General features: G+C 46.0%; 25 protein-coding genes. 19 read left to right on the top strand and 6 right to left on the bottom strand.

The features are described 5' to 3' along the window. The first annotated feature begins 52 nt into the window (after nt 1-52). The 16 genes from BP95_RS0105560 to eutH all read left to right on the top strand — a co-directional run bounded on the left by BP95_RS0105560 (nt 53) and on the right by eutH (nt 14,006). Nucleotides 53-625 carry an ANTAR domain-containing response regulator gene (locus BP95_RS0105560; protein WP_028531611.1) on the top strand — a complete coding sequence of 191 codons (573 nt, stop codon included), beginning with the start codon at nt 53-55 and terminating at the stop codon, nt 623-625. Further along, on the top strand, nt 618-2,042 hold the full coding sequence (locus BP95_RS0105555; protein ID WP_021252536.1) for a sensor histidine kinase: 1,425 nt from the start codon (nt 618-620) through the stop codon (nt 2,040-2,042). The genes BP95_RS0105560 and BP95_RS0105555 overlap by 8 nt, the downstream gene beginning before the upstream one ends. 188 nt (nt 2,043-2,230) lie before the next feature. After that, a complete protein-coding gene (gene eutA / locus BP95_RS0105550) occupies nt 2,231-3,661 on the top strand; it encodes an ethanolamine ammonia-lyase reactivating factor EutA (RefSeq protein ID WP_028531610.1) in 1,431 nt (476 codons plus the stop codon). Between the two features lie 48 nt (nt 3,662-3,709). Continuing rightward, entirely contained in the window at nt 3,710-5,074 is a 1,365-nt protein-coding gene (locus BP95_RS0105545; RefSeq protein ID WP_021252534.1) for an ethanolamine ammonia-lyase subunit EutB, read from the top strand. Nucleotides 5,075-5,092: 18 nt separating this feature from the next. Further along, nucleotides 5,093-6,058 (top strand): ethanolamine ammonia-lyase subunit EutC, encoded by a 966-nt coding sequence (eutC, locus tag BP95_RS0105540; protein ID WP_028531609.1) that lies wholly within the window; start codon nt 5,093-5,095, stop codon nt 6,056-6,058. Nucleotides 6,059-6,136: 78 nt separating this feature from the next. Beyond that, nucleotides 6,137-6,790, top strand: coding sequence for an ethanolamine utilization microcompartment protein EutL (eutL, locus tag BP95_RS0105535; protein WP_021252532.1), 654 nt, complete (start codon nt 6,137-6,139; stop codon nt 6,788-6,790). Nucleotides 6,791-6,801: 11 nt separating this feature from the next. Further along, a complete protein-coding gene (locus BP95_RS34190; protein WP_081819812.1) occupies nt 6,802-7,731 on the top strand; it encodes a BMC domain-containing protein in 930 nt (309 codons plus the stop codon). A 27-nt stretch (nt 7,732-7,758) separates the two neighbouring features. After that, a complete protein-coding gene (locus BP95_RS29665; RefSeq protein ID WP_021252530.1) occupies nt 7,759-9,234 on the top strand; it encodes an acetaldehyde dehydrogenase (acetylating) in 1,476 nt (491 codons plus the stop codon). Nucleotides 9,235-9,340: 106 nt separating this feature from the next. Further along, nucleotides 9,341-9,631, top strand: a complete 291-nt coding sequence (locus BP95_RS0105520; RefSeq protein WP_021252529.1) for a BMC domain-containing protein — start codon at nt 9,341-9,343, stop codon at nt 9,629-9,631. 41 nt (nt 9,632-9,672) lie between these two features. Next, on the top strand, nt 9,673-9,810 hold the full coding sequence (locus BP95_RS32915; RefSeq protein ID WP_155987197.1) for a hypothetical protein: 138 nt from the start codon (nt 9,673-9,675) through the stop codon (nt 9,808-9,810). After that, entirely contained in the window at nt 9,801-10,616 is an 816-nt protein-coding gene (locus BP95_RS0105510; RefSeq protein WP_021252528.1) for an ethanolamine utilization cobalamin adenosyltransferase, read from the top strand. The genes BP95_RS32915 and BP95_RS0105510 overlap by 10 nt, the downstream gene beginning before the upstream one ends. 10 nt (nt 10,617-10,626) lie before the next feature. Continuing rightward, complete coding sequence (gene eutD / locus BP95_RS0105505) at nt 10,627-11,262, top strand: ethanolamine utilization phosphate acetyltransferase EutD (protein WP_021252527.1); 636 nt, start codon at nt 10,627-10,629, stop codon at nt 11,260-11,262. An 18-nt stretch (nt 11,263-11,280) separates the two neighbouring features. Beyond that, entirely contained in the window at nt 11,281-12,009 is a 729-nt protein-coding gene (locus BP95_RS0105500; protein ID WP_028531608.1) for an ethanolamine utilization protein, read from the top strand. A 15-nt stretch (nt 12,010-12,024) separates the two neighbouring features. After that, entirely contained in the window at nt 12,025-12,300 is a 276-nt protein-coding gene (locus BP95_RS0105495) for a EutN/CcmL family microcompartment protein (protein WP_021252525.1), read from the top strand. Beyond that, nucleotides 12,293-12,838, top strand: coding sequence for a BMC domain-containing protein (locus tag BP95_RS0105490; protein ID WP_021252524.1), 546 nt, complete (start codon nt 12,293-12,295; stop codon nt 12,836-12,838). Before BP95_RS0105495 ends, BP95_RS0105490 begins: the two co-directional genes overlap by 8 nt. Before the next feature lie 52 nt (nt 12,839-12,890). Continuing rightward, nucleotides 12,891-14,006 (top strand): ethanolamine utilization protein EutH, encoded by a 1,116-nt coding sequence (eutH, locus tag BP95_RS0105485; RefSeq protein WP_021252523.1) that lies wholly within the window; start codon nt 12,891-12,893, stop codon nt 14,004-14,006. Nucleotides 14,007-14,224: 218 nt separating this feature from the next. On the opposite strand, the gene BP95_RS0105480 is transcribed toward eutH, so the two are convergent. From BP95_RS0105480 to BP95_RS0105465, 4 genes are all read right to left on the bottom strand, one after another. Next, nucleotides 14,225-15,202 (bottom strand): endo-beta-N-acetylglucosaminidase family protein, encoded by a 978-nt coding sequence (locus BP95_RS0105480; RefSeq protein ID WP_028531607.1) that lies wholly within the window; start codon nt 15,200-15,202, stop codon nt 14,225-14,227. A gap of 409 nt (nt 15,203-15,611) precedes the next feature. Beyond that, entirely contained in the window at nt 15,612-16,121 is a 510-nt protein-coding gene (locus BP95_RS0105475; protein ID WP_028531606.1) for a GrpB family protein, read from the bottom strand. A 286-nt stretch (nt 16,122-16,407) separates the two neighbouring features. Further along, nucleotides 16,408-17,955 (bottom strand): solute symporter family protein, encoded by a 1,548-nt coding sequence (locus tag BP95_RS0105470; protein WP_028531605.1) that lies wholly within the window; start codon nt 17,953-17,955, stop codon nt 16,408-16,410. A gap of 3 nt (nt 17,956-17,958) precedes the next feature. Then, entirely contained in the window at nt 17,959-18,300 is a 342-nt protein-coding gene (locus BP95_RS0105465) for a DUF485 domain-containing protein (RefSeq protein ID WP_028531604.1), read from the bottom strand. A gap of 391 nt (nt 18,301-18,691) precedes the next feature. Between BP95_RS0105465 and BP95_RS0105460 the strand changes: the two genes are divergently transcribed. Further along, nucleotides 18,692-19,699 (top strand): serine hydrolase domain-containing protein, encoded by a 1,008-nt coding sequence (locus tag BP95_RS0105460; RefSeq protein WP_036666711.1) that lies wholly within the window; start codon nt 18,692-18,694, stop codon nt 19,697-19,699. A 125-nt stretch (nt 19,700-19,824) separates the two neighbouring features. Here BP95_RS0105460 and BP95_RS0105455 read toward each other — a convergent pair whose 3' ends face one another. Together BP95_RS0105455 and BP95_RS0105450 are read right to left on the bottom strand one after the other, a co-directional pair. Further along, nucleotides 19,825-20,907, bottom strand: a complete 1,083-nt coding sequence (locus BP95_RS0105455; protein WP_028531602.1) for an ankyrin repeat domain-containing protein — start codon at nt 20,905-20,907, stop codon at nt 19,825-19,827. A 35-nt stretch (nt 20,908-20,942) separates the two neighbouring features. After that, the gene (locus BP95_RS0105450; RefSeq protein WP_028531601.1) at nt 20,943-21,359 is read right to left on the bottom strand and encodes a hypothetical protein; all 417 of its coding nucleotides are present in this window, start codon (nt 21,357-21,359) and stop codon (nt 20,943-20,945) included. Nucleotides 21,360-21,592: 233 nt separating this feature from the next. Here BP95_RS0105450 and BP95_RS31790 point away from each other — a divergent pair, with 233 nt between their 5' ends. Beyond that, entirely contained in the window at nt 21,593-22,351 is a 759-nt protein-coding gene (locus BP95_RS31790) for an SMI1/KNR4 family protein (protein ID WP_051613999.1), read from the top strand. 169 nt (nt 22,352-22,520) lie between these two features. Next, nucleotides 22,521-23,615, top strand: a complete 1,095-nt coding sequence (locus BP95_RS0105440; RefSeq protein ID WP_028531600.1) for a DUF4303 domain-containing protein — start codon at nt 22,521-22,523, stop codon at nt 23,613-23,615. Nucleotides 23,616-23,825: the final 210 nt, after the last annotated feature.

Below are 23,825 nucleotides of genomic sequence, written 5' to 3'. Positions count from 1 at the left end.
GCGCAATACCAATAGACAAGCAAATAACGGCAGACAATGAGGTGCATGACACATGAATGGAAAAATTGTAATAGTCGACGATGAACCTATTACAAGAATGGATATTCGTGAGATGCTCGAAGAGGCGGACTACAATGTAGTAGGCGAAGCTTCCGATGGATTTGAAGCCATCGAATTATGTAAGAAGCATCTGCCTGACCTCGTCATCATGGATGTTCAAATGCCTATCCTCGATGGGCTCAAGGCTAGTAAACGAATCTTATCAGAGCAGCTGGCAGGAGGAATCATTCTCCTGACCGCCTTCAACGACAAGCAGACTATCGAGAAAGCCTCGGCTGTCGGTGCGCTTGGCTATCTGGTAAAGCCGCTTGATGAAAAGTCGTTCATTCCCATGGTGGAAGTGACCATTGCCAAAGGCAAAGAGATACGCAAGCTGGAACAGAATCTATCGAAGCTGACGCAGAAGATGGAAGAGCGCAAAGCAGTGGAGAAGGCGAAAGGGATCTTGATGAAGGAAAATGGCTATACCGAAGAGGAAGCCTATCAAACCCTGCGCAAATTAAGTATGGATAGACGATGTCCGATGATGGAAATCGCAACCACGATCGTCATGTCCTATGATTGATTTCAAAGAACGAATCAAGCAGCTGTGCAGACTCCATACGGGGTTGTCTGAAGCGGATATAGCGTGGATATGCGAAATTGCGGAGTCTTTTGAACATACCGAGGTACAAGACGATGTGTTCATTGATGTACTGTCCAGTGTATCGAACGAGGCTATCGTCGTATATCATCGCCGTCCGAGTGAACGACAGTCCTTGTATGAGCGTCCAGTTACGGGAGAGAAGGCACTGCGCGAGAATGAGCCAGGCGTTCTGAGAACATTAGAGACTGGCATTATGTCGCAAGGTCTCGTCGCCAACACGCAGGAGAATCATCTTGTTCGGCAGACGGTATATCCGATGAAAAATCAAGATGGCGTCATTGCAGTTGTCATTTATGAAAAAGATGTGAGTGACAATATTCAAGCTCATTTCAATATGGCGGGAGCGCCGTATGAAGATGGCGAGATGTCTTCTATGCTGACGGCTATGCTTCGTTTCAAAGATTCTCTTATCAATCAGTTGGAGGACGCTGTTCTCGTGTTTGACAAGCATGGATTTTTGAAGCTCAAAAATAAGCAAGCAGATGCGTATTATAGACAACTTGGCTATTTGGAGGATATACAGGGCTTGCATTATGACAATTTGTCGCTCGATCAGACGATGTTCTCCGAGGTGATGAAGCAGCATTCATCTTCACCATGTTGTCCATTGACGACAGATGTGAAGGCTGCAGGCCGATACTTCCAAGTGAAGCGGCTATTCATTGAGGAGAAGGATCTATGTGTAGGCGTCATTCTGCACGATGTAACCGAGATTAAGGACAAGGAAGCAGAGATCATCTCGAAGTCGGTAGCCATTCGTGAAATTCACCATCGAGTGAAGAACAATTTGCAGACGGTTGCATCCCTGCTGCGCATTCAAGGCCGACAGTGCAAGAGCCCTGAGGCTAAGAAATGTCTGGATGACAGTGTCAGTCGGGTGTTGGCAATTGCGGCTACTCATGAACTGCTATCGACGGAAATCGATGCACAGGTAGATCTGCTCGATGTCATACGACTCATTGCATCAAATATTGAGCGCTGCTTCGTCCATTGTCATGCTGTCGGTGTGAACATCTCATCAACAGACAGTATTTGTCTAGATAGTGATCGTACCGTAGATATCGCACTGATTGTAAGTGAGCTGCTGCACAATAGCTATGAGCATGCGTTCGGGGATTGTGCAGAAGGTGAAATCACGATCAAGGCGCAAGTCGAAGGAGGTCTTGTTACCGTCGTTGTTGCAGACAACGGAACAGGATTCGTGGTAGAAGAAGCTTCTCGCAAGAGCTTAGGGCTATCGATTGTTCGCAGCTATGTGAAGGATAAGCTGAAAGGGAAGCTCACGATTGCATCAAGTGATAAAGGCACGGCTGTTACATTTACGTTCAAAAAATAAATATTCGAACTACAAGGGCGTAGTTTTAGAAGCAAAGAGGCTTAAAGTCAACCATATCCGGTGTGAATCGGAAGTGGTGCTTTAAGCCTTTTTTTGTTCGAATGGTGTTGTTCGGATGTTACCACAATGCGATTCAGGAACTATGCCCAGTGGAATTACACGGAAATCAATCGGTGGGGGTGAGGAAAGTGGAAGAACAATTGCTGAGTGTAGGCATCGATATGGGGACTTCTACGACACAGATTGTGTTATCGAAGCTTCACATTCAGAACATGGCATCTTCCTTCACAGTGCCGCGATTGGTCATTACGGACAAAGAAGTTGTATATCGAAGCGATATTTGCTTCACGCCTGTAATGGAGGACAATCGCATCGATATGCAGCAGATTCAGGTGTTTATTGAAGAGCAGTATGCGAAGGCTGGCATTCGCAAGGAAGATATTCAGACAGGCGCCGTCATTATTACGGGGGAAACAGCTCGCAAAGACAATGCCAACGAAGCAGTTCTGTCGCTAAGCGGTTTCGCTGGAGATTTCGTAGTTGCGACGGCCGGTCCGGATCTGGAGAGCATTATCGCTGCGAAAGGCGCAGGTGCCCATACGTATTCCAAGGAGCATTCGACTTCCATCGTCAATATCGATATTGGCGGAGGTACGAGCAATCTGGCGCTGTTCGCTAGCGGCGATCTCATCGATACAGGCTGCCTTGATATCGGTGGACGACTCATTAAGGTGGATCAAGCCACACATAAAGTGACGTACATTGCACCGAAAATTAAGCAGTTGGCAGAGCGGAGAGGCATTAAGCTCGCACTCGATCAGCAAGTTACTCCAGCCGACTTGGAGCCGATTATCGGAGAGATGGTCAAGCTGCTCGAAGAGAGTGTTGGCCTAAGGCCGACTGGCGACTTCTATAACACGATTATTACGAATAAAGGGATCAAGCTGGATCGTTCGATTCCGTGCATTTCTTTCTCAGGCGGCGTCGCGGACTACATTTATGAAGAGGCGACGGGCGATGTGTTCCAGTACGGTGACATCGGCATCTTGCTCGGCCGTGCCATCGCAGCGTCTCCGCTTACGACGCAAATGACAGTAGCCCGATCGGCTGAGACCATCCGAGCAACCGTAGTTGGAGCAGGGTCTCATACGACGGAAATTAGCGGCAGCACGATTACGTACACGGAAGAGAGCTTCCCGATTAAGAATATTCCGATTCTGAAGCTTGCTGCGGCAGATGAGTCGGGAAGCAGTGAGACGCTGGCGCAGGCGATTGCCGACAAGCTGAATTGGTTCAAGCTGAACAACGATCTGCAGCGGGTTGCGATCGCATTGGAAGGGAAGAAGAGCCCTAGCTTCCAAGAGGTTCAGAAATATGCGCAAGGGCTGTATCAAGGCATGTCCGAGCTGCTGGAGCGGGATTATCCCCTCATCGTGATCGTCCATCACGACATGGCGAAAGTGCTGGGACAGACGCTGTACGCCTTGCTTGACTACAAGAAGGATGTTGTCTGCATCGATAGTGTTGTGGTTGATAACGGCGACTATATCGATATCGGCAAGCCGATTGCGAATGGCAAGGTGCTTCCAGTCGTCATTAAAACCCTCGTATTTCATTAGGGGAGATTATTAAGACAAATTGTTATTGAGTTGGAAGGAGGAGCTTTTGTGATTTTAAAAACGAAGTTGTTTGGCCGCGTGTATCAGTTCAGCAGCCTTATGGAAGTTATGGCAAAAGCAAACGAGGAAAAATCAGGGGATACACTGGCTGGGCTGGGTGCTACTTCGTCCGAAGAGCGTGTAGCTGCGAAGGTAGTGCTCTCCCAAATTAAGCTGTCGGATCTGCGCAACAATCCAGCTGTTCCTTACGAGGTAGATGAGGTTACCCGCATTATCCAAGATGGGGTTAATGAGCGCATTTACAGTGAAATTCAAAACTGGACGGTTGAAGAGCTGCGTGAGTGGATCTTGAATGAGAACACGACTGAAGCTGACATTAAGCGCGTATCGCGCGGGTTGACAGCCGAAATGATTGCAGCGGTTGCGAAGATTATGTCCAACCTTGACCTGATGTACGGTGCGAAGAAGATTCGCATTGAGGCTACTGCCAATACGACGATTGGCCGTGCAGGTACGTTGTCCGCACGTTTGCAGCCGAATCACCCAACAGATGATCCGGATGGAATCATGGCTTCCCTTATGGAAGGCTTGACCTTCGGTATCGGGGATGCCGTACTTGGTCTCAATCCAGTTGACGACTCGGTTGAGAGTGTAACGCGTGTATTGAAGCGATTCGAGGAATTCCGTCAGAAGTGGGAGATTCCAACGCAAACTTGCGTTTTGGCTCACGTTACCACGCAAATGGAAGCGGTGAAGCGCGGCGCGCCGACAGGACTTATCTTCCAATCGATCGCCGGCTCTCAAAAAGGGAATGAAGCATTCGGTTTCAATGCCGACACGATTGCGGAAGCGCAGCAGCTTGTCTTGCAGCACGGGCAAGTAGCAGGGCCAGACGTCATGTACTTTGAAACAGGGCAAGGCTCGGAGTTGTCTTCCGAAGCGCACCACGGCATTGACCAAGTGACGATGGAAGCGCGTTGCTACGGTTTTGCGAAGAAATACAATCCGTTCCTAGTCAATACTGTTGTTGGATTCATCGGGCCTGAGTATCTGTACGATGCGAAGCAAGTCGTTCGCGCCGGCTTGGAAGATCACTTCATGGGTAAGCTGACAGGCGTCTCCATGGGTTGTGATGCTTGTTACACGAACCATATGAAGGCTGACCAGAATGACTTGGAGAACTTGGCTGTGCTCTTATCTACAGCAGGTTGTAACTTCTTCATGGGCATCCCGCATGGCGATGATGTCATGCTTAACTATCAGACAACGGGCTATCATGAAACCGCGACGCTGCGTGAATTGCTTGGCTTGCGTCCAATCCGCGAGTTTGAACAATGGATGGAGAAGATGGGCTTCATTGAAAATGGCAAGTTGACGAAAAAAGCCGGAGACGCATCCGTGTTTCTTAAGTAGGGAAAGGAGGAAGCTCACATGAACGAAAAAGATCTAAAATCGATGATTGAGTCGATATTGAACGAAATGGTAGGAAACGAGACGGTGCCGGCTGCAGAAGCAGTGAAGGAAGTCGTCACGAAGGCAGTGGAAGTGACTGCTCCGCAAGAGGGAAAAACGGAGTTTGCCGTAGGTGGGCTGGTACAAGCCACCATGCCTGCAGAAGAGCAACTGGACGATGGCGAATGTCTAGATGATATTACAGATATCGATCTGCGCAAGCTGCTGCTTGTACCGGATCCAGAGGATCGCGAAGGCTACTTGAAAATGAAAGAAAAAACACCAGCACGCCTTGGCGTATGGCGTGCAGGCCCACGATACAAGACAATTACGTCGCTGCGCTTCCGTGCTGACCATGCTGCAGCACAAGATGCCGTGTTCTCCTACGTGTCTGAGGACTTCGTGAAGGAAATGAATCTTGTGCCGATTGCGACAAAATGTCGGGACAAGGATGAATATATTACGCGCCCTGACTTGGGACGCCAATTCTCGGATGAAACGATTGCGACGATTAAACAGCGTACGACCAATCAGGCGAAAGTTCAGATTATGGTTGGCGATGGCTTAAGTTCCGCAGCGATTGAAGCCAATTTGCGTGACATCATTCCATCCATCACACAAGGTCTGAAGATGTATGGTTACGAAGTCGGCAATATCTTGTTTGTTAAGCATTGCCGCGTTCCTTCCATGGATGTCATTGGCGATGTAACAGAAGCGGATGTCGTGTGTCTGCTCGTTGGCGAACGTCCAGGATTGGTTACCGCTGAATCAATGAGTGCCTACATCGCTTATAAGCCGACGGTAGGTATGCCTGAAGCGAGACGCACGGTTATCTCCAACATTCACTCAGGCGGTACGCCTGCAGTTGAAGCCGGCGCGCATATTGCAGAGCTGATCAAGACGATGATTGACCGCAAAGCATCAGGTATTGATTTGAAACTGTAGCGTTCATTCCAATGTCGTTCAATAATCACGACAAGTTGAACACGCAATTTATAAGCTATCGCAAGGAGGAAGGCACGTATGAGAAACGAACCGATTCATGCAACGGTGCTCGGCATGAAGCTCATTTCCAACGTAAGCCTGGATATGGCAAGCAAGCTGGAGCTGAAGCCACACCATAAGAGCTTAGGTATTATTACTGCTGACATTGACGATGTCACGTACGTGGCATTGGATGAAGCGACAAAAGCAGCAGCCGTAGATGTTGTCTATGCAAAAAGCATGTATGCCGGATCGGCCAATGCTTCAACGAAGCTGGCAGGCGAGGTCATTGGTATTCTGGCAGGACCCAATCCAGAAGAAGTGCGCAGCGGCATGAGCGCCGTTGCGGATTTCATCGAGAGCGGAGCGCATTTCGTGAGTGCAAATGAAGATAACAGCATTACGTATTTCGCTCACTGTGTATCCCGTACAGGAACGCACTTATCCGAGACAGCAGGCATCAAGGAAGGAGAAGCGATCGCGTACTTAATCGCTCCTCCACTTGAAGCAATGTATGCACTTGATGCAGCACTGAAGGCCGCAGATGTGACAATTGCCGCTTTCTTCGGACCACCTTCAGAAACGAACTTCGGTGGTGCATTGCTTACGGGCAGTCAATCAGCCTGCAAGGCAGCATGCGATGCGTTCGCAGACGCTGTTCAATTCGTCGCAGACAATCCGACGAGTTATTAAGGTAACGGGCGATGAGAAATAGTGCATTAGGATTGGTTGAAGTTAGGGGATATCTCGGAGCAGTCGCTGCGGCAGATGCCGCTTTGAAGGCAGCAAGCGTTACTTGCATCGGTGTAGAGATCATCAATGGTGGATTGGTAACGGTGAAGCTCGATGGTGATGTCGGAGCTGTACAAGCTGCCGTTGACGCGGGAGCAGAGCTGGCCAAGCAGCTGGATGTACTTGTCACTCGTCATGTGATTGCTCGTATGCATGAAGAGACAGCAGCAATGGTTGCGACTCCGGATACTCCTGATGATGAAGGCGACAATCACTGTCAGGTTCAGGAGAGCGACAGCACGAGCCAAAATGAGCAAGGCGAGGCGGAACTCGTATCTGAGATTGCGGCTGAACATGAAGCTGTAACAGATACGAATGAAGCTAAGGATGTTGCAAATAAGTTCGCTGCAACGAGAATCAACGAAGCTGACGAGAAGAATTCCAGAGGCGAAAAGCATGATGCTTTGGATGGAGTTTCGAAGTCGGTCAAGCTAGAGTCGACCGAAGGAAACAACAATGCAGCTGCTGCAACTGGCCAGGAACGCATATCTGGAATCACGGATTCCGTGATCGCAATACAAGCAGATGAAGCCCCTGCAGCTGAGGACGCTAATGATAAGGAAGAAACTGTTACTAAGTCTGAACAAGTAGCTGCTCCGAAGGATTCGCAAGCGAAAGCAGAATCAACTTCTGCTAAGGCAAGCAACAGTACTGTTGAAAGTAATGCAAATGCTGGCATAACGAAAACGACTCATGCTTCGAATTCTGCGGGTTTGAATACGTCAACTGTTGGCGACAAGCAGAAGCAAGCTGGAACCGGCAATGGCGGCGCTGCACGCGTAAAGCCAGTGCCTGCACCAGCCGCGAAACGGAGCAAAAGCACAAAAAAAGCAAGTTCGTAAAAAATGGAGTAGAGAGAAGGAATATTGATGGAAACATTGGATAAAGACCTACGATCCATTCAAGAAGTCCGTGATCTGATCAAGAAAGCGAAAGAAGCACAAGCCAAGCTTGCCGTCATGACGCAGGAGCAGATTAACGCAATCGTCAAGGCAGTAGCGGATGCTGGCTACAAGCATCGCGAGAAGCTCGCGAAGATGGCGAATGAGGAAACTGGCTTCGGCCGTTGGCAGGATAAAATCATCAAGAACTCATTTGCTTCGAAGCACGTGTATGCATCGATCAAGGACATGAAGACAGTTGGCGTGTTGAAGGATGACAAGGCACACAAGGTGATGGAGGTAGCGGTTCCAGTCGGCGTTATTGCGGGTCTGATTCCATCCACGAACCCGACTTCAACGGTTATTTACAAAGCGCTTATTGCGCTTAAAGCCGGAAACAGCATTGTGTTCTCTCCACATCCAAACGCGCTCAAGAGCATTTTGGAAACAGTGAAGGACATCAGCGAGGCAGCTGTGCAAGCAGGTTGTCCGGAAGGTGCCATCGGCGTCATGACGGTTCCGACGATCCAAGGAACGGATCAATTGATGAAGCACAAAGATGTTGCCTTGATTCTTGCAACTGGTGGAACAGCGATGGTCAAAGCCGCTTATTCCTCCGGTACGCCGGCAATCGGGGTTGGTCCGGGCAACGGCCCTGCCTTCATTGAGAAGAGTGCGAACATCCCGCTTGCAGTCAAGCGCATCATGGATTCCAAGACGTTCGACAACGGCACAATCTGTGCATCCGAACAATCCGTTGTTGTGGAAGCATGCAGTAAGGATGCGGTAATTGCGGAATTTAAAAAGCAAGGTGCTTATTTCCTCAGCAAGGAAGAGGCAGCACAGCTTGGCAAGTTCATTATGCGCGCCAATGGCACTATGAATCCGCAAATCGTCGGACGCAGTGTGGAACATATCGCGAAGCTGGCGAACCTGAGCATTCCAGCAGATGCACGCGTGCTGATCGCAGAAGAGACACAAGTTGGACCGAAGGTTCCATACTCTCGCGAGAAGCTGGCTCCGATTCTTGCCTTCTACACAGAAGACAGCTGGGAAGCGGCATGCGAGCGCTGCATCGAGATTCTGCATGGCGAGGGTGCAGGCCACACGATGGTCATTCACTCCGAAAATGAAGAAATCATTCGCGAGTTCGCATTGAAGAAGCCAGTATCCCGCTTGCTTGTGAACACACCGGGTACACTTGGCGGTATCGGCGCAACAACAGCAATTGCACCGGCGCTTACGCTGGGATGCGGTGCCGTTGGCGGCAGCTCGACATCCGACAACATCAGCCCACTTAACCTGCTCAATATCCGCAGAGTCGCTTATGGACTTCGCGAGATGGAAGATTTGATGGAGCAGGAGCAGCCTGTGGCTCAGCAAGATAAATTGGCAAGCCTTAATTTAGGAGACAAAGAAGAGCTGATCGGCATGATCGTCGCTCGTATTCTCGAAAAACTGTAAGTTGATAGATTCATGAGGATTCCTATTTATTTGTTTCACAACAATGGTAACTCACACTTTATATACAATTAATTCTAATTTATTGACTACTAGGAGGAATTTTATTATGGCAAACGCAAACGCATTGGGAATGGTAGAAACGAAAGGTTTGGTAGGCGCAATCGAAGCAGCAGACGCAATGGTAAAAGCAGCTAACGTTACATTGATCGGCAAAGAGCAAATCGGTGCAGGTCTCGTAACTGTAATGGTTCGCGGCGACGTAGGTGCAGTTAAAGCAGCTACAGATGCAGGTGCAGCAGCAGCAGAACGTGTTGGCGAATTGTTGTCCGTACACGTAATTCCAAGACCACATTCCGAAGTGGACGCAATCTTGCCTAAGACAAAAATAGTAGAGTAATTCAGATTCCGGACGAGTTTTATTGAAAGAGATGAAGCAGGATGCTGGCGTTAAGCTCGGCATCCTGCAACTCATCTATCGTGATGAATCGGCTTGTTCAAGCCGAGATGATTGGCGTTAACGAGATGGATTTGAACAACACGCATTCGCACGAGAAGGATGTGAGAACATGGCTCTGATTACGGAAAGCGAACTCCGCAAGCATTTTCGAAACCAGAATTTGAAGGATGTTGCCGTATATGAGACGGCGGCAGGTACAATTCTAACGCCGTCGGCCAAGAGCTTCTTGACCGATCACCAGATCGAACTCCGATATGTGACGGCTCCTGAACTTGGGGCGAATACGGCCACGGTGGAGGCACCGTCGGCGACTAAGGAAGTTAAACTGCAGATTACGAAAAACCTGGATGTCGAACCTGCGACAGAAGGCAAGAAGCGGTTTCGCACGCTGTATGGCGGTTTTTTGGAAACGAAGCCGGAGCATATGACCCATTTATATGGAAATATGCTTGTATTCAAGGATCATCCACGGATCCTCTTCCGCGGGAAGTTGGATTCACTAGAAACAAAATGTTTAGAAGCGCAAATTAGCTGCTTCAAGTTGAACATGACCAAGCTGGTCGATGATTTGGAAGAAATCCTGCAATTCGTACGGCGAGTCGTGCGATGCGAGGTACTGAGTGAGAGCATTGAAGAGTTTCATTTGCTTGGGATGACAGCGAAGGAACTTCGAGAGCAATCTCATTTTCCCAAGAAGTACTTTGGATTGGAACATTTTCAACCCAGCTATGAAATGGGCGAAGCGGTTGTTGTCATAAATGCGTTGCGCACATTGACAAGGGAGACGGAACTGTTGGCTTATCAGGCCTTCAAGAAGGAGCATGGCGAAGCAGATCGCGAGGATATTATCCGTTCGCTGAACCGTTTGTCCTCCTTGTTCTGGATTATCATGTTCCGCATCCGTGTTGGACACTACGATAAATGAGGTGAAAATGGTGGATAACCAACTGGTAGAAAGCATTATTAACGAAGTGGTGAAGCGTGTGCAGAATGAAGCCTGCTTCGAGGTGGAAGCATCCGGCAAGCACGTGCATTTGAACCGGGAAGCGATCGATGCATTGTTCGGCGAAGGCTATCAATTGACGAAGGCGAAGGAGTTGTCCCAGCCTGGGCAATATGCCTGTAAAGAACGCGTTACACTGATCGGTCCGAAGGGCTCACTGCACAACGTAGTCGTGCTCGGCCCTGAGCGCAAGGAATCTCAAGTTGAGGTATCACTGACAGATTCTGTTGTGCTTGGTGTGTCTGTACCTGTAAAAGAAAGCGGCAAGCTGGAAGGAACTCCGGGCATCGTGATTGCTTCTGGCAGTAACATGATTCGATTGGAAAAAGGACTCATCGCTGCACAGCGCCATATTCATGTGAAAGCTGAGGATGCTGAGAAGTTCAACGTGAAAAATGGCGAGATCGTACAGGTGAAAGTGTTTGGCAAGCGCCCGCTTATTTTCGACGATGTGCTTGTACGTGTCAGCTCCAACTATGAGACTTACATGCATATCGACTATGATGAGGCAAATGCATGCGGCTTTGCAAAAGGGACGAAGGGCATAATTGTAAAGCAGAGCATCTAGGTTTAGGAGTGTGAAAAAATGAACATAGAAGCTCAAGACCGAGCTGCAATCATTGAAGCCGTAGCAGCAGAGGTAATCAAAAGACTAGGGCAACAGGACAAGAAAGAACCGACTGCAGCGAGAAAGCAAGCGGTTCTTCTATCCATGGAAGCGGTACCGGAATTGGAGAGCGTACTGAACTCGCATGTTGATGTTCGTTATTATGATGAGACGCTCAGAGATTGTGATGTACTAATTATCCCTAAGCTATGCATTCAGCTGTTAGCCAACCTTGCTAACGGCATAAGTGCAGGCCCACGCGAACGATTTATCTTGACGATGCTGCTTAAGGGGCGAGAGGTTATCGCACTCGAAGAAGGATTGCTGTATCGCAAATACAAGTCGACGGCACCTGTACTCTTGTACAAGATGTATGACGAGTTTACGGCAAAGCTTAGTGCTTACGGCATTCGGTTGGTAAAAGAGCAGGATCTTCCTGCAGCCTGCCTTGAGAATGGCAATGTCTCTGGAAAACTGCAAGCTGGACAAAAGCCAGTGGCTGCACAGGAAGATAATCAGGTTGAATCCGTAGTAAGCGACATAGCGTCTCACGCGCTAGTGCTGGATCGCAAGGTTATTACGGAAGCGGAATTGAAGAAGCATCGTCTGCATAACGGAAAAGAAATTGTCATTGATCGGCACAGCATCATTACACCGCTCGCGCAAGACTACTTGCGCATGCAGAAGATGCAGGTGCACAGAAGATAACGGCGGGGTGAAGCTATGATCGTGGGACAAGTTACGGGAAGCCTGTGGGCGACCCGCAAGGACAACAAGCTGAATGGTCTGACCTTCCTGGTGGTCAAGCCGTTATCGAATCATGATGAACCCGTTCAGCGTGATTACTTCGTCGCGGCAGATAATGCAGGAGCGGGCATCGGTGATACTGTGCTCGTGACAACGGGAAGCGCAGCCCGTGCATCATTCACGAACTCAGACATACCAGTCGACGCGGTTATTGTCGGCATTGTGGATTCTATCGAGGTATCTCATGACTAGTGCAATCGGTGTGATTGAGCTGCGCAGCATAAGCAAAGGCTATGAGACGGCTGACCGCATGCTGAAGACATCTCCCGTCAGCGTGCATCATATGAAGCCGATCTGCCCGGGGAAGTTCCTCATTATGATGAGCGGAGACACGGCAGATGTTCAGGCTGCGATGGAAGCAGCCCGAGCGGAAGCAAGTGATTTCCGTATTAGCGATTTCGAGCTGCACGGTGTTCATTCCGAAATCGTCGAGGGGCTGAAACGCAGCAACGCTTCACTACCTGTGGATGCGCTTGGAATTGTGGAGACTTCTACAGTGTCTTCCGGTATTTATGCACTGAATGAAGCACTGAAGCAAAGTGACATTCACGTGAAAAAAATGAATCTCGGCATGGCTATCGGCGGCAAGTTCCTCGCCGTATTCACGGGTAGTGTGAGTGATGTCGAGCAGGGGATGAAGGTGTTCGTATCCTCCATGGATCAAAAGCGGATTATTCATTATTCCGTGATACCTTCTCCATCCGAAGAACTTAAACAACACTTCCGATAGGTAGTTTAAAAAGCTCGCTTTTGATCTTAGGTAAGAATGGAGGAGCACGTTCGTGGAGATTAATGAAATCATCATATACGGCATGGTTATCTTCATGATTCTCGGTGCGATCGACAAGTGCATCGGGTATAAATTCGGATTGGGACACCAATTCGATGAGGGTATTATGGCAATGGGGTCGCTCACACTAGCCATGGTGGGGATTATCTCTCTGTCCCCAGTGTTGGCCAAGGTGCTAAGTCCGGTGGTCGTACCGCTGTACAGTGCGCTCGGAGCAGACCCGGCAATGTTTGCCACGACGCTGTTAGCCAACGACATGGGCGGGTTCTCACTCGCACAGGAATTGGCGCAGACGCCGGAAGCGGGATTGTTCGCGGGTACGATTCTAGGTGCCATGCTCGGGCCAACAATCGTATTCATTATTCCAGTCGCACTCGGCATTATTAAGAAGGAAGACCAGAAGTACTTGGCAACCGGCGTATTGGCTGGTATAGTTACCATTCCCCTTGGTTGCTTAATCGGGGGATTGGTGGCAGGTTACTCGATTTCAATGATTTTGACCAACCTAGTTCCAATCATCCTGTTCGCAGTACTGATTGTTTTAGGTTTATGGAAATTCCCGAATGGAATGATTAAGGGCTTCACGATCTTCGGTCAGTTCATCGTCATTGTTGCGACGCTTGGACTTGCGGCTGGTATCACGCAGCAGTTGACGGATATTACAATCATTCCGGGACTTGCACCGATTGAAGAAGGAATTAAGATCGTTGGCGATATCTCCATTGTATTGGCTGGTGCTTTTGCGATGGTATTCGTCATTACGAAGGTATTCAACAAGCCGCTTATGAAGCTGGGCAAAATGCTCGGTATGAACGAGATTGCTGCAGCAGGCTTGGTAGCAACGCTTGCTAACGTCATCCCGATGTTCGGCATGATGAAGGATATGGATGTGCGCGGTAAGGTCATCAACGTTGCATTCGCTGTCTCTGCCGCATTCGTATTCGGCGATCACCTCGGCTTTACGGCTGGGGTTGCGAAGGAAATGATATTCCCAATGATCGTCGGCAAGCTTGTCGGTGGTATTACAGCGATTATCGTCGCTATGTTCTTGGCCAAAAAGTTGGCACCCGAACCGGAGCAGAAGGAAGAGCTTCCGGAATCGATCTAATGAATGTTATGGGCACTCTATCTCTCTATTTTATGTATATGGGCATGATATAAATTGTTCTGAACTCTTCTTTAGGTGTAATGCCTAAGAAGGGTTCTTTTTTTGATATTGTATAAGGGCATTACTAAATTGGAGCCTTCAATGTGGACAGTGGAGTGACTGTAAGTGAACGTAAGCGGGTGCATGAATGAAATCTCATGCACCCGAATTAAGGATATTTAGTTACTTCTCATGACATCAATTAATCTTTTTGTCCAGCTAAAGTCTGTTTTCGTAATTGAATTATCTCCGTATACTTTGCCATCTCTATCGATGGCATAGATAAACATTCCGCCCTTAGGGCCATCTTTCGGCTGCCAAGTCGCATATTTGTAAGCTCTACTTGTTTCAAATGGTTCCTGAGCATCACCCCAGTTGGCACCTAATTCTTCTTGAAAAGATATTCCCGGAAGAAATTGATCAGGGGAGATCGTATTTTTATAAGTTGCCCATGTAGTATCTAGTCTACTAGGGGTTCTGCCGTAAGCTTGAAGGAACAAATAGTCACAGAATGGAGCTACTTTTTTGAACAGGCTATGATTGTCTTTGTTTGTATCATAGATAAGCAATTTGCCGCTGTTCGACAGTGGTCCTAAACGTTTAGACAGAGCTTCAAAAGTACCAGAAGCTTTTGTTTCTTTGTCTTGTGTTAACGTTTCCTCCATATCAATGTCTAAGCCATCTAAATTGTAGGGAGTTATGTATTTATCAACTAAAGATTGCGCATGATTATCATATTCTTTGGATGTGGGCATTGTACCCATACTAGGAACGTTATATAGCTCCCTTATATCTATCGTGCGTATCACTTTGGTTTGACGTTCGTGTAAGGCAGGCACATATGTATCACGAAGCGTGTCCCAAAATAACTTTTCATTTGTACCTGGGTTAACATAGTGGAAGACAGAAACGATATCGACTCCTTCAGGAATATCTGTCATCGCTGTCACATTAGTGTCTGGGAGAGTTGAATTTGCATCATGAGGCATAGTTACGTCACGCCATGTTCTGTAGTATGCCATCATTACAGGAGATTTTTGACCTTTGGTCAATTCATTTGCTAAAGAAGTTGAAGGACTAGCTGAAACAATTGAGCCACTCACTAAAGATAAAATTAAAACGGTTGACAAGAGTAACAACATGGATGTTTTTTTCATAAATGATAACTCCCTTTCTTAGATGATAATTTACCAAAACAAAGTAAGCGGTTACATTTCAGAGAAAATCATGTCTTCAGCGCTGTCCTTCATCCCATAAATTCAAAACCTCCCTAAAGAAGTATTCACGTATTACGGTTTGACTCACCATAGGCGTAAATTCCTGCATCTGCAAAAGTTGAGTCATTACTATTATCGTACAGAAGTACAAAAAAGTGAAGTGAAATCGTAAAATTAATGCTATTTTTTGGATCCAGTTGCCACTATTTCTTCTCCCACAACCGGTTTATTCGGCGTGAATCCAGTAGTACAGCCACATTGGCTATAAGGGGGAAAGGATAATATATCCCTAGAAATAGGTTAGCCCCGGATTAGTTCCGAGGCTTTTTAACCCACTTTATGACGTGCTTTAGGCATACCAATCTATTGCTTCTCTTTCAAGGTTCTTCACGAACGAATCCTTCCCGTCCATATAAGCTTCGATGTCATCAGGGTATTGTCGCGCTAGCTTTTCTTTTAAGCTGCCATATCGTGATGCAATGTCGGAGTGTATTCGCAAATAATCCCTTACTGCCAAATGACGATGAATATCTTCCGTGTTATCGAACTGAAACGTATGCACGTGATGGGTTCGATGATCTCCGCCCTTTCTGAAATACCGTCTTCCTTTCATGCCGAACTCGCCCATGCATTCGTAACCGAGTTCCTTCATTTGCTCATTAAAAGAATCGATTCTGGTGATGTCCTTTACAACAGGCATCATATCGATAATCGGTTTGGCCTGTAACCCGGGTACGGAAGTGCTGCCGATATGATGAATGTCGATTAACTCAGCTCCGAATATCGCTTTTATTTTTTGCGCTTCGTTCTCGAACATACGATTCCAGTTTTCATTATATTTCGTGACGATTACGTTCATCGCTATAGAACTCCTCCCTCGAACCATTTCATATTTGTTTATCCGACAGTTATCAATCCCTTTAGATATATAATAGGGGGAGCCAAATAAGATGTAAACGCTCAGATTAGGGGTTCCCGGGGCTACTTCATCATCAGGAACTTAACGAATGGTATATTCAGGGTTACATGAAGAGAGGGCATCTCGTCGTGGCTGCAGGATCTTGTTTCAATAATGCATCAGTAAGTATCGATAAGGTAGACTTAAAAAAGCATCCGCAGAACGGATGCTTTTTGCTAATTTTGGATCACATCGTGGTATCGATTCCCGTATTGGAGCGTACGAGAATTTCATCGAATTCGACTTGATTGTCGGCTTTTCCTGTTTTACTCGACAATATGGTTCCGATATAACCAGCGATGAAGCCGAGCGGAATCGAGACAATACCTGGGGTCGTGAGCGGATATAGCGCGTGTCCAACGAAGATCGCCTTTCCAGCTTCAGGATGAAATACGTTCGGACTGACGAGAACGAGCCCCACGGAGGTGATTAGGCCAACCATCATGGCCCAGATCGCACCATTCGTATTAAAACGCCTCCAGAAAATCGTATATAGAATAACAGGCAGGTTTGCACTTGCTGCAACGGCAAACGCTAGCGATACGAGGAATGCAACGTTAAGATTTTGTGCAAATAAGGCTAGAATAATGGAAATAACAGATATCCCAATAGAAGCATAACGTGCCATATTGACCTGCTGCTTCTCTGTCGCTTGCCCTTTTCTCAAGATTTGATTGTAGAAGTCATGGGAGAAGGCTGCAGCAGCGGTAAGTACAAGTCCTGCTACAACGGCGAGAATGGTTGCGAAGGCGACAGCAGAAATAAATGCAAATAGCATATTGCCACCTAGTGCTTTTGCGAGGAGCGGAGCTGCCATGTTCCCTGCTTTATCCGCGGCGGTAATATCTCCATTTCCAACAAATGCAGCAGCCCCAAAACCTAGGAATATCGTCATCACATAGAAAATACCGATTATCCAAGTAGCGTATACAACCGAGCTGCGAGCTGTCTTCGCATTTTTAACCGTAAAGAAGCGGACAAGAATATGAGGAAGGCCCGCGGTTCCAAGAACTAAGCCCATCGTTAAGGAGAGTGTGTCAAGACCATCTTTATACTTAACACCAGGATTAAGGAATTTCTCTTTGAGTGGTGTCGCATCTTTGACATGATCAAACATGCCTGTGAGGCTCCAGTTGAATTTGTACAGCACGAGAATCGAGATAAGAAGCGTGCCGGCCATAAGCAGAATTGCTTTGACAATCTGTACCCAACTCGTTGCGTGCATTCCGCCAAAAGTGACGTAGATGGTCATAAGAACACCTACGATGATGACGGAGGTTGCAAAATCAATGCCGAGAAGCAGCTTGATCAAAGCTCCTGCCCCTACAAGCTGTGCAATCATGTAGAAGATGGATATGGCAATGGTATTAAACGCTGCGAATCCGCGAATTTTTGTCGTTTTAAAGCGAGCGGCAATCATATCCGCAAACGTATATTTCCCTAAATTTCGTAAAGGTTCTGCGACCAAGAAGAGCACGACTAAGTAAGCAACAAGGAAGCCGATGCTGTAGAAAAATCCATCAAATCCTGCTAGCGCAATCGATCCCGCAATCCCCAAGAACGAAGCCGCTGACATATAGTCTCCGGCAATCGCCATCCCGTTCTGCCATCCGGTTAAGCCGCCTCCAGCTGTATAGAATTCGCTTGCAGATTTACTCTTTTTCGATGCCCAATATGTAATCACGAGTGTCAAGGCAACGATGGCCAAAAACATAAGAAATGCAGCAGTATTCATGGTCTACCTCCCTTTCTCAGCAATAATTTGGTCGGAGGCTTTATCAAATTTAGAAGCCCTTTTGTAATAAATCATACAAAATGCCCAGGTCATAACAAATTGCAGAAAGGCAAAGACCCAAGCCCATGTAATACTGCCGTAAAAGGAATAATTCAAGATGTCCGTGTAGGATGTAAGGATCGGCAAGGCGAAATAGAAGCAAAGGAAGAAGATTGTGAAAGGAATAATGAAGGCTTTCTTGGTTCGAATCAGCTTTCTGAAGTTATCTGACTTCGCAATTGATGAGTATTGTTCGGGAGTTAGTTCATGCTTCGTGTGCTTGGCGGTTAACGTTTTTTTTGCCATCAGCAATCCCTCTCATTCAATGAGTATACCTGCATCGTACAAAAACGAAGCGCTTACAAAATACTCCGTGCAGTTAGAAGTGGCCACCACCTTTTATGTTCATGTAGATGTGTACAACTTGTGAAAATATAATTCGAAGATATTATACTATAAAATCAATTGTTGTAAAGATATACCTGATTTATGACTTTATTTCAGTCCATTACGATTTGTAATCCTGAAGAGGTGTCTTCGAAATAGGCTTGATTGCTGATCTCATGCTGTGAAGTTGAATGTGTAACGTTATATGCACCATACTGGTGGTTTATACCTGTGTTTATAATTGCGGGAACTAGATAAGAAGTTAACGATCTGCTAAGATTCGAAGCAGAAGGGGGCGGAAGAGTAACCTATGAATAAGCCATGTACGCAGCATTTCGCAGCATTGAACGAATATGTTGAGCGGATTCAACATCAGATTTCAGCCACAGCAGCAGCTACCTATATCCTTCATGAGCAGGAAGTTGTTAACGAATGGTACTCTGGAACTCATGACAGAGCAGGGCAACGCATTGTAGATGCAGCGTCTCGCTTCAACGTCGCATCGGTGAGAAAAACATATCTAGGGTTCGTGGTCAGCTTAGCATTGTATGAAGGAAAAATCCGCAGCTTGGATGACTCTATCACGGACTACATAGACGACGACTACTTAGATATCACAGATCAACAAATGGCAGCGATGCTGAGCGGGACGACGATACGGCATTTGCTGACTCATACGCATGGACTCCATCATTCGAATCGAAGATTGTTTTCTGCCGGTACCGACTGGGCCTATAACAACATGGGTGTAAACATACTTATTAAGTTGATGGAGAAACTGTATGAGAAGCCGTTTGTCCATGTATTGGAGGAAACAGTGTTCCACCCGTGCGGATTTACAGAGACAGGATGGAGCAAAGAACGAGATGATAATCTGGTATGGCTTCATGAAGAATATACGGATGATCAGGGGAATGATGGGGATTTATTTGTAAGTGCACGTGAGTTGGCGAGATGGGGACAGCTTCATTTAGATAAGGGCATGTACGAGGGAACAAGAATCATTCCAACAGAAGTCTTCGAACTGGCTACATCCATATGTACTCCGCCTCAATTAGAGACGCATTTGCCGAGGAACGGTTTCTTCTGGTTTGTTCAGGATATTCCGCGCGCTGCATCTGAGCTGGGGGATCAGCTTCCGGGAGGTTCGTTTCAATCGCTTGGCATAACTGGCTGCGCTTGCCTTGTCATTCCGAAATATCAAACGGTGGCAGTAAGAATGTACAATCAACAGGGTGGAAACCCTGCAAGTTATGACTATTTAGAGGATATTAAAACGTTTGGCAATATGGTGTGCAATATGATCGAGAAAATGTAGTGAAAAACGGTGTCAGAAGGTTAGGATCAACTAGATATACAATAAAGAAGCTCTCGATATTTCGAGAGCTTACTAACCTGATTCTCATAAAATCATATGTATGACACAAAATTAGAACTACTGTTTTATGTCACCAAATCTCCCTCAACAATCTTGGTCATATAGATCTCTGGTTGTGCAAGGAAATCCTCGAAGCTGCATACGTCTCCGTATTCCTGATGTTCTTCATCATAGTAACCGATGCATTTCTTCTTTGGATTCCAGACTAGGAGAATCGAAGAATAATTATCAACGACTGCGGAGAGACGCAGCAATTTCTTCCTTCCTGCCTTCATTTCAACAGTATCCGTGTAATGGAAGAACTCGATGTAGCCGATCTCGTACTCATTGTCAGGCAAGTCAATCCGCAGCTTGTCACCTAATAGAAAATCAATCAGTCCTTGCGGCAGTTTATAGTTCTTCAGTGCCAATTTTTTATTTTCATAGTTATGGAATTCTGCAGGTTCCAATGACTTCAAAAACTCGGCCATCGCGCTATCTTTATTTTGCACAGCAATCGTATAGGCACGATCACCGCCTTTTTCACATATACACACGTCCGCTCCATGTTCAACTAAGTATTGAACCATCTTCATATCGCCATTTCGTGCGGCAGTGGTTAAGGGGGTAGCACAATAAGGGAAGACCATATCCGGCTTATTGAAATTGATATCCACTCCATGCTGAAGCATAAATTCAATTGTACGCCAATCCCGATCGTTAACGGCTTTACGTAGTGTATAGCCGCCATAACTGGCTGCATCCAAGCCAAGCTCATGGATAAGCGGGAGGTTGTGTTTCTTCCCGTAATAAGCTTGTTGATAGGCATTGGACTTAAGCTGATCTAGGGCATCGATCTTGGCTCCATGCGCTACGATGTATCTTATGATCTCCTCTTCGCAATAGCGAACAGCGAGCAGGAAGGACGGTTCCTTCTTATGATTTAAATTCACACCGTGCTCGATAAGCAATTTAATTACCTCGAATTGTCCCGCGATTAAGGCTGCTTCTATCGGGATCACAGTCGTATATTGGCTTATTCTAATCTCTTGTTCCATATCCCAGCCCTGTGCAATGGCATCGCGCAGCTCTGATAGATTGCCTTCATTGATGTGTCTGACAAGATCAGGAAGCGACGTATCGGTTCCAATGTCCTTAAGCTTAAACATCTCAACAACTCCACTCGTGTAAGAATCTACAGCAGTTATTCATTGACCGAAAACGTTGAAGCTATTAATTCAACATAGCCATCATATCCTGTAATCATATAATGCCTTAGACCAAGCCTATTTTTAGGGTCATATTTTTTAACGTTTTCCTGCAGGTATGTAGAATTAACCACTTCATAAAAACCTAAATGATGAAATTTTTCTTGATCAGGGACATCAATATGATAACCATTATAATGATTCTCATAGAAAGGTACAGTTACGCATTTAGCTTCTGCCACTAGTGGGAAACAAATTTCAATATTCACACACTTGTCCCAATCTATGCTTTGCGGATTCTTCAATGGTATAGCACCAACTTCAACTTTTACGCCATCTGATTCTGTATAAACTACCTTTAGGTCAGTGGTGGAGATTTTGAATTCGGGCATTACAGGTTTTAAAATTAACATACTTTTAAATCCTCGCACTATATAATTTCTCAACGATTTCTATCAACATTCAACTTCATTAATTACACCAGATTACTCCAAAAAGTTCAATCGGTTGTATGCACTCAAAAATCAAAAATTGAATATAAATAAGGCTTTCAACAGATATAAAAACATTGACAGACAGTCTAGATGTAGATTTTAGTAGGTGGGTATGCTACCGTATTTGCAATACAGACAGGAGGTTTTAGAGGATGAAGGATAGGACTAACCGTGTATGGGTTGATATCGTGCTTGTTAAGTTGCCACCTGATGGCTTGAAGGGCTTGATACATCTTAGAGAAGCCTTACAACTCACCACGAATGCAACACAATTATACCAACAATCTAAGTCATTGCCATATACGCTTATGGAAAAGGTGTATTTTGGTACAGCCGACTATTTAGTAAAGCGACTAAAGAACCCAGAGATCCTTCAAATCATCGAAAGGGATGATAGGGAGGAAGTGATATCCGTTGAAGCTCGGATCCCCGAGGAAGCCAAACAGATTCCAGAATTGCCGAAGCAACTAGTAGATTTTATAAATCTTGATATCTGCTTTGATTATATAGGAATGCTTCCAGCATATTACGCAGACATAAATGATTTTAATAAAATGCAGGAAGGCTATCGCTTTAACTCTCTCTCAGGGGAATTTTTCGTTTCAGATAAAAACGGCGATTGGCAAGAGGGCTGGTATGTTTTTGCGGTGAACACGATGGACGATCCCTTTTATATTGACTTTACTCAAAAAGATATTGGCTTTCCTGTCTACTATTCATATCACGGAACGGGAAAGTGGGTTCCAATTAAAATTGCAGATACGCTAGAACAATTTGAACAGAAATTGAGAGTACTCAAAAGTAAAGATTTAGAGGATCCCTTTGATTTAAGTGAACTGTCTTTAGAAATTGATTTGAATAATGCATTTTGGGATGAAGTGAACGGGACGTGTAAGGAACTGGATCAGTAGTAAGGGCATATATTTACAATCACCTAATAAGCAATATGGCGTAGGGAGATCAATTTTAGCGAACGGCAATAATTATATTTTGCGTGGCGACGTTTGTGTTACGCCTTGTTTTGGATGTTTTGGATGTTTTGGGTGAACGCAAAGAATGCATGTGAAAAGGGGTACCTAGATGAGTTATTTTACTGAAGCTGATTTTAAAAACTTATGGAAGAGGGAAGGATCAGCCTATTTTATCCTGCCACTGCCATCCGATGAGGAATTAACAGCGTTGGAGCAACGGCTTGGCGTTAAACTGCCCGCTTCTTACATTGAGTTAGTGTCCACATCGCAAAATGGTGGATTACTTAAACGCAATGGCTTTCCTATTCATAATGCATCCGGCATTGCGATTCGGCATGTAAAAATTGATTATATTAATGCAATCGGTCACCGTCCTGGAGATGAAAGTCTTCCAACGCACTATGCCGGACACAAGGCGCGTGATATGCCCCAACGCTTCTATGACATTCCAAATCTATTGGAAATTGGCGGCATCTTGGGTGCACCTTATTATGATTTCTTTGTTTTAAACTATTTGGAGTGTGGGACAAGCGGGGAGCCGTCTATAGCTTTCATAACTCGAAAAGTTCGACGTGGCAAAAACGGCGAACCTGTCGACGGAATAGAGGACTGGCGGAATATAAACGAAACATATTATTGGGAAGTGACAACCGTTGCTCCTACTTTTGATGCATTTATCAAAGACCTTATCGTTATGCCCAAACTGCCCGCTTTTGACTTTGCAGCATTAAAAGCACCATTGAAACAAGCCGCACAAAAATCATTCCGCGAAATAATAAAAGCGCATGGACATGAAGTAATCATCTCTTTTGGCCTGTACGTTGATGATGAAGGCTCTATGGTAGCGGACGTGGCAAATACAAAAGCACATTTCGAAAAACTTGTGGCTGAAGATCCCTCAGATAAGGATTATTTTGCTTACGCCACTAACGAATGGCGTTATGAAGGCACAGATTTTACGCTCGATTTGTTCGAGCCAATATGCAACGAACTTGCCATGTATAGTGCGGCTTTGGGATCAGATGGCAAAATGAAACGTTTCCGCGATAAGTTGCTTGATCTTTGTACGGAGGTATTGGTGGAATTAAAAGCAGAGGATTTCTTCTCCGAAGAATATAATTCACCAGTCTTGCTTAGTGTCGGCGCTTCAAACGGCGATGTTTCTACTGCAAAAAGGAAAAAGATACGCGCACTTTTGGCATAGTAATTGAAAGAGTTCAACGTTTCGCAAATCTAATTAGGTCGTTGGGGCAAAAAGAAATTTTAAACAGTAGAATCAATAAAATTCCGACAAGCCCGAGCAATGCGCTCAGGCTTGTTTTTTTGCTAAACCCCAAAAAGGTTAATTGACAAAACAGTCCAAAATTTCGATGCATGATTATCATCGCTTCATCGAAATGAGAGTATATACTTC

This window comes from Paenibacillus sp. UNC217MF, assembly GCF_000686865.1.
Taxonomy (GTDB): domain Bacteria; phylum Bacillota; class Bacilli; order Paenibacillales; family Paenibacillaceae; genus Paenibacillus_B; species Paenibacillus_B suaedae.
Note: the sequence above shows the minus strand (reverse complement) of the source record. Positions and strands in the feature narration are given on the sequence as shown.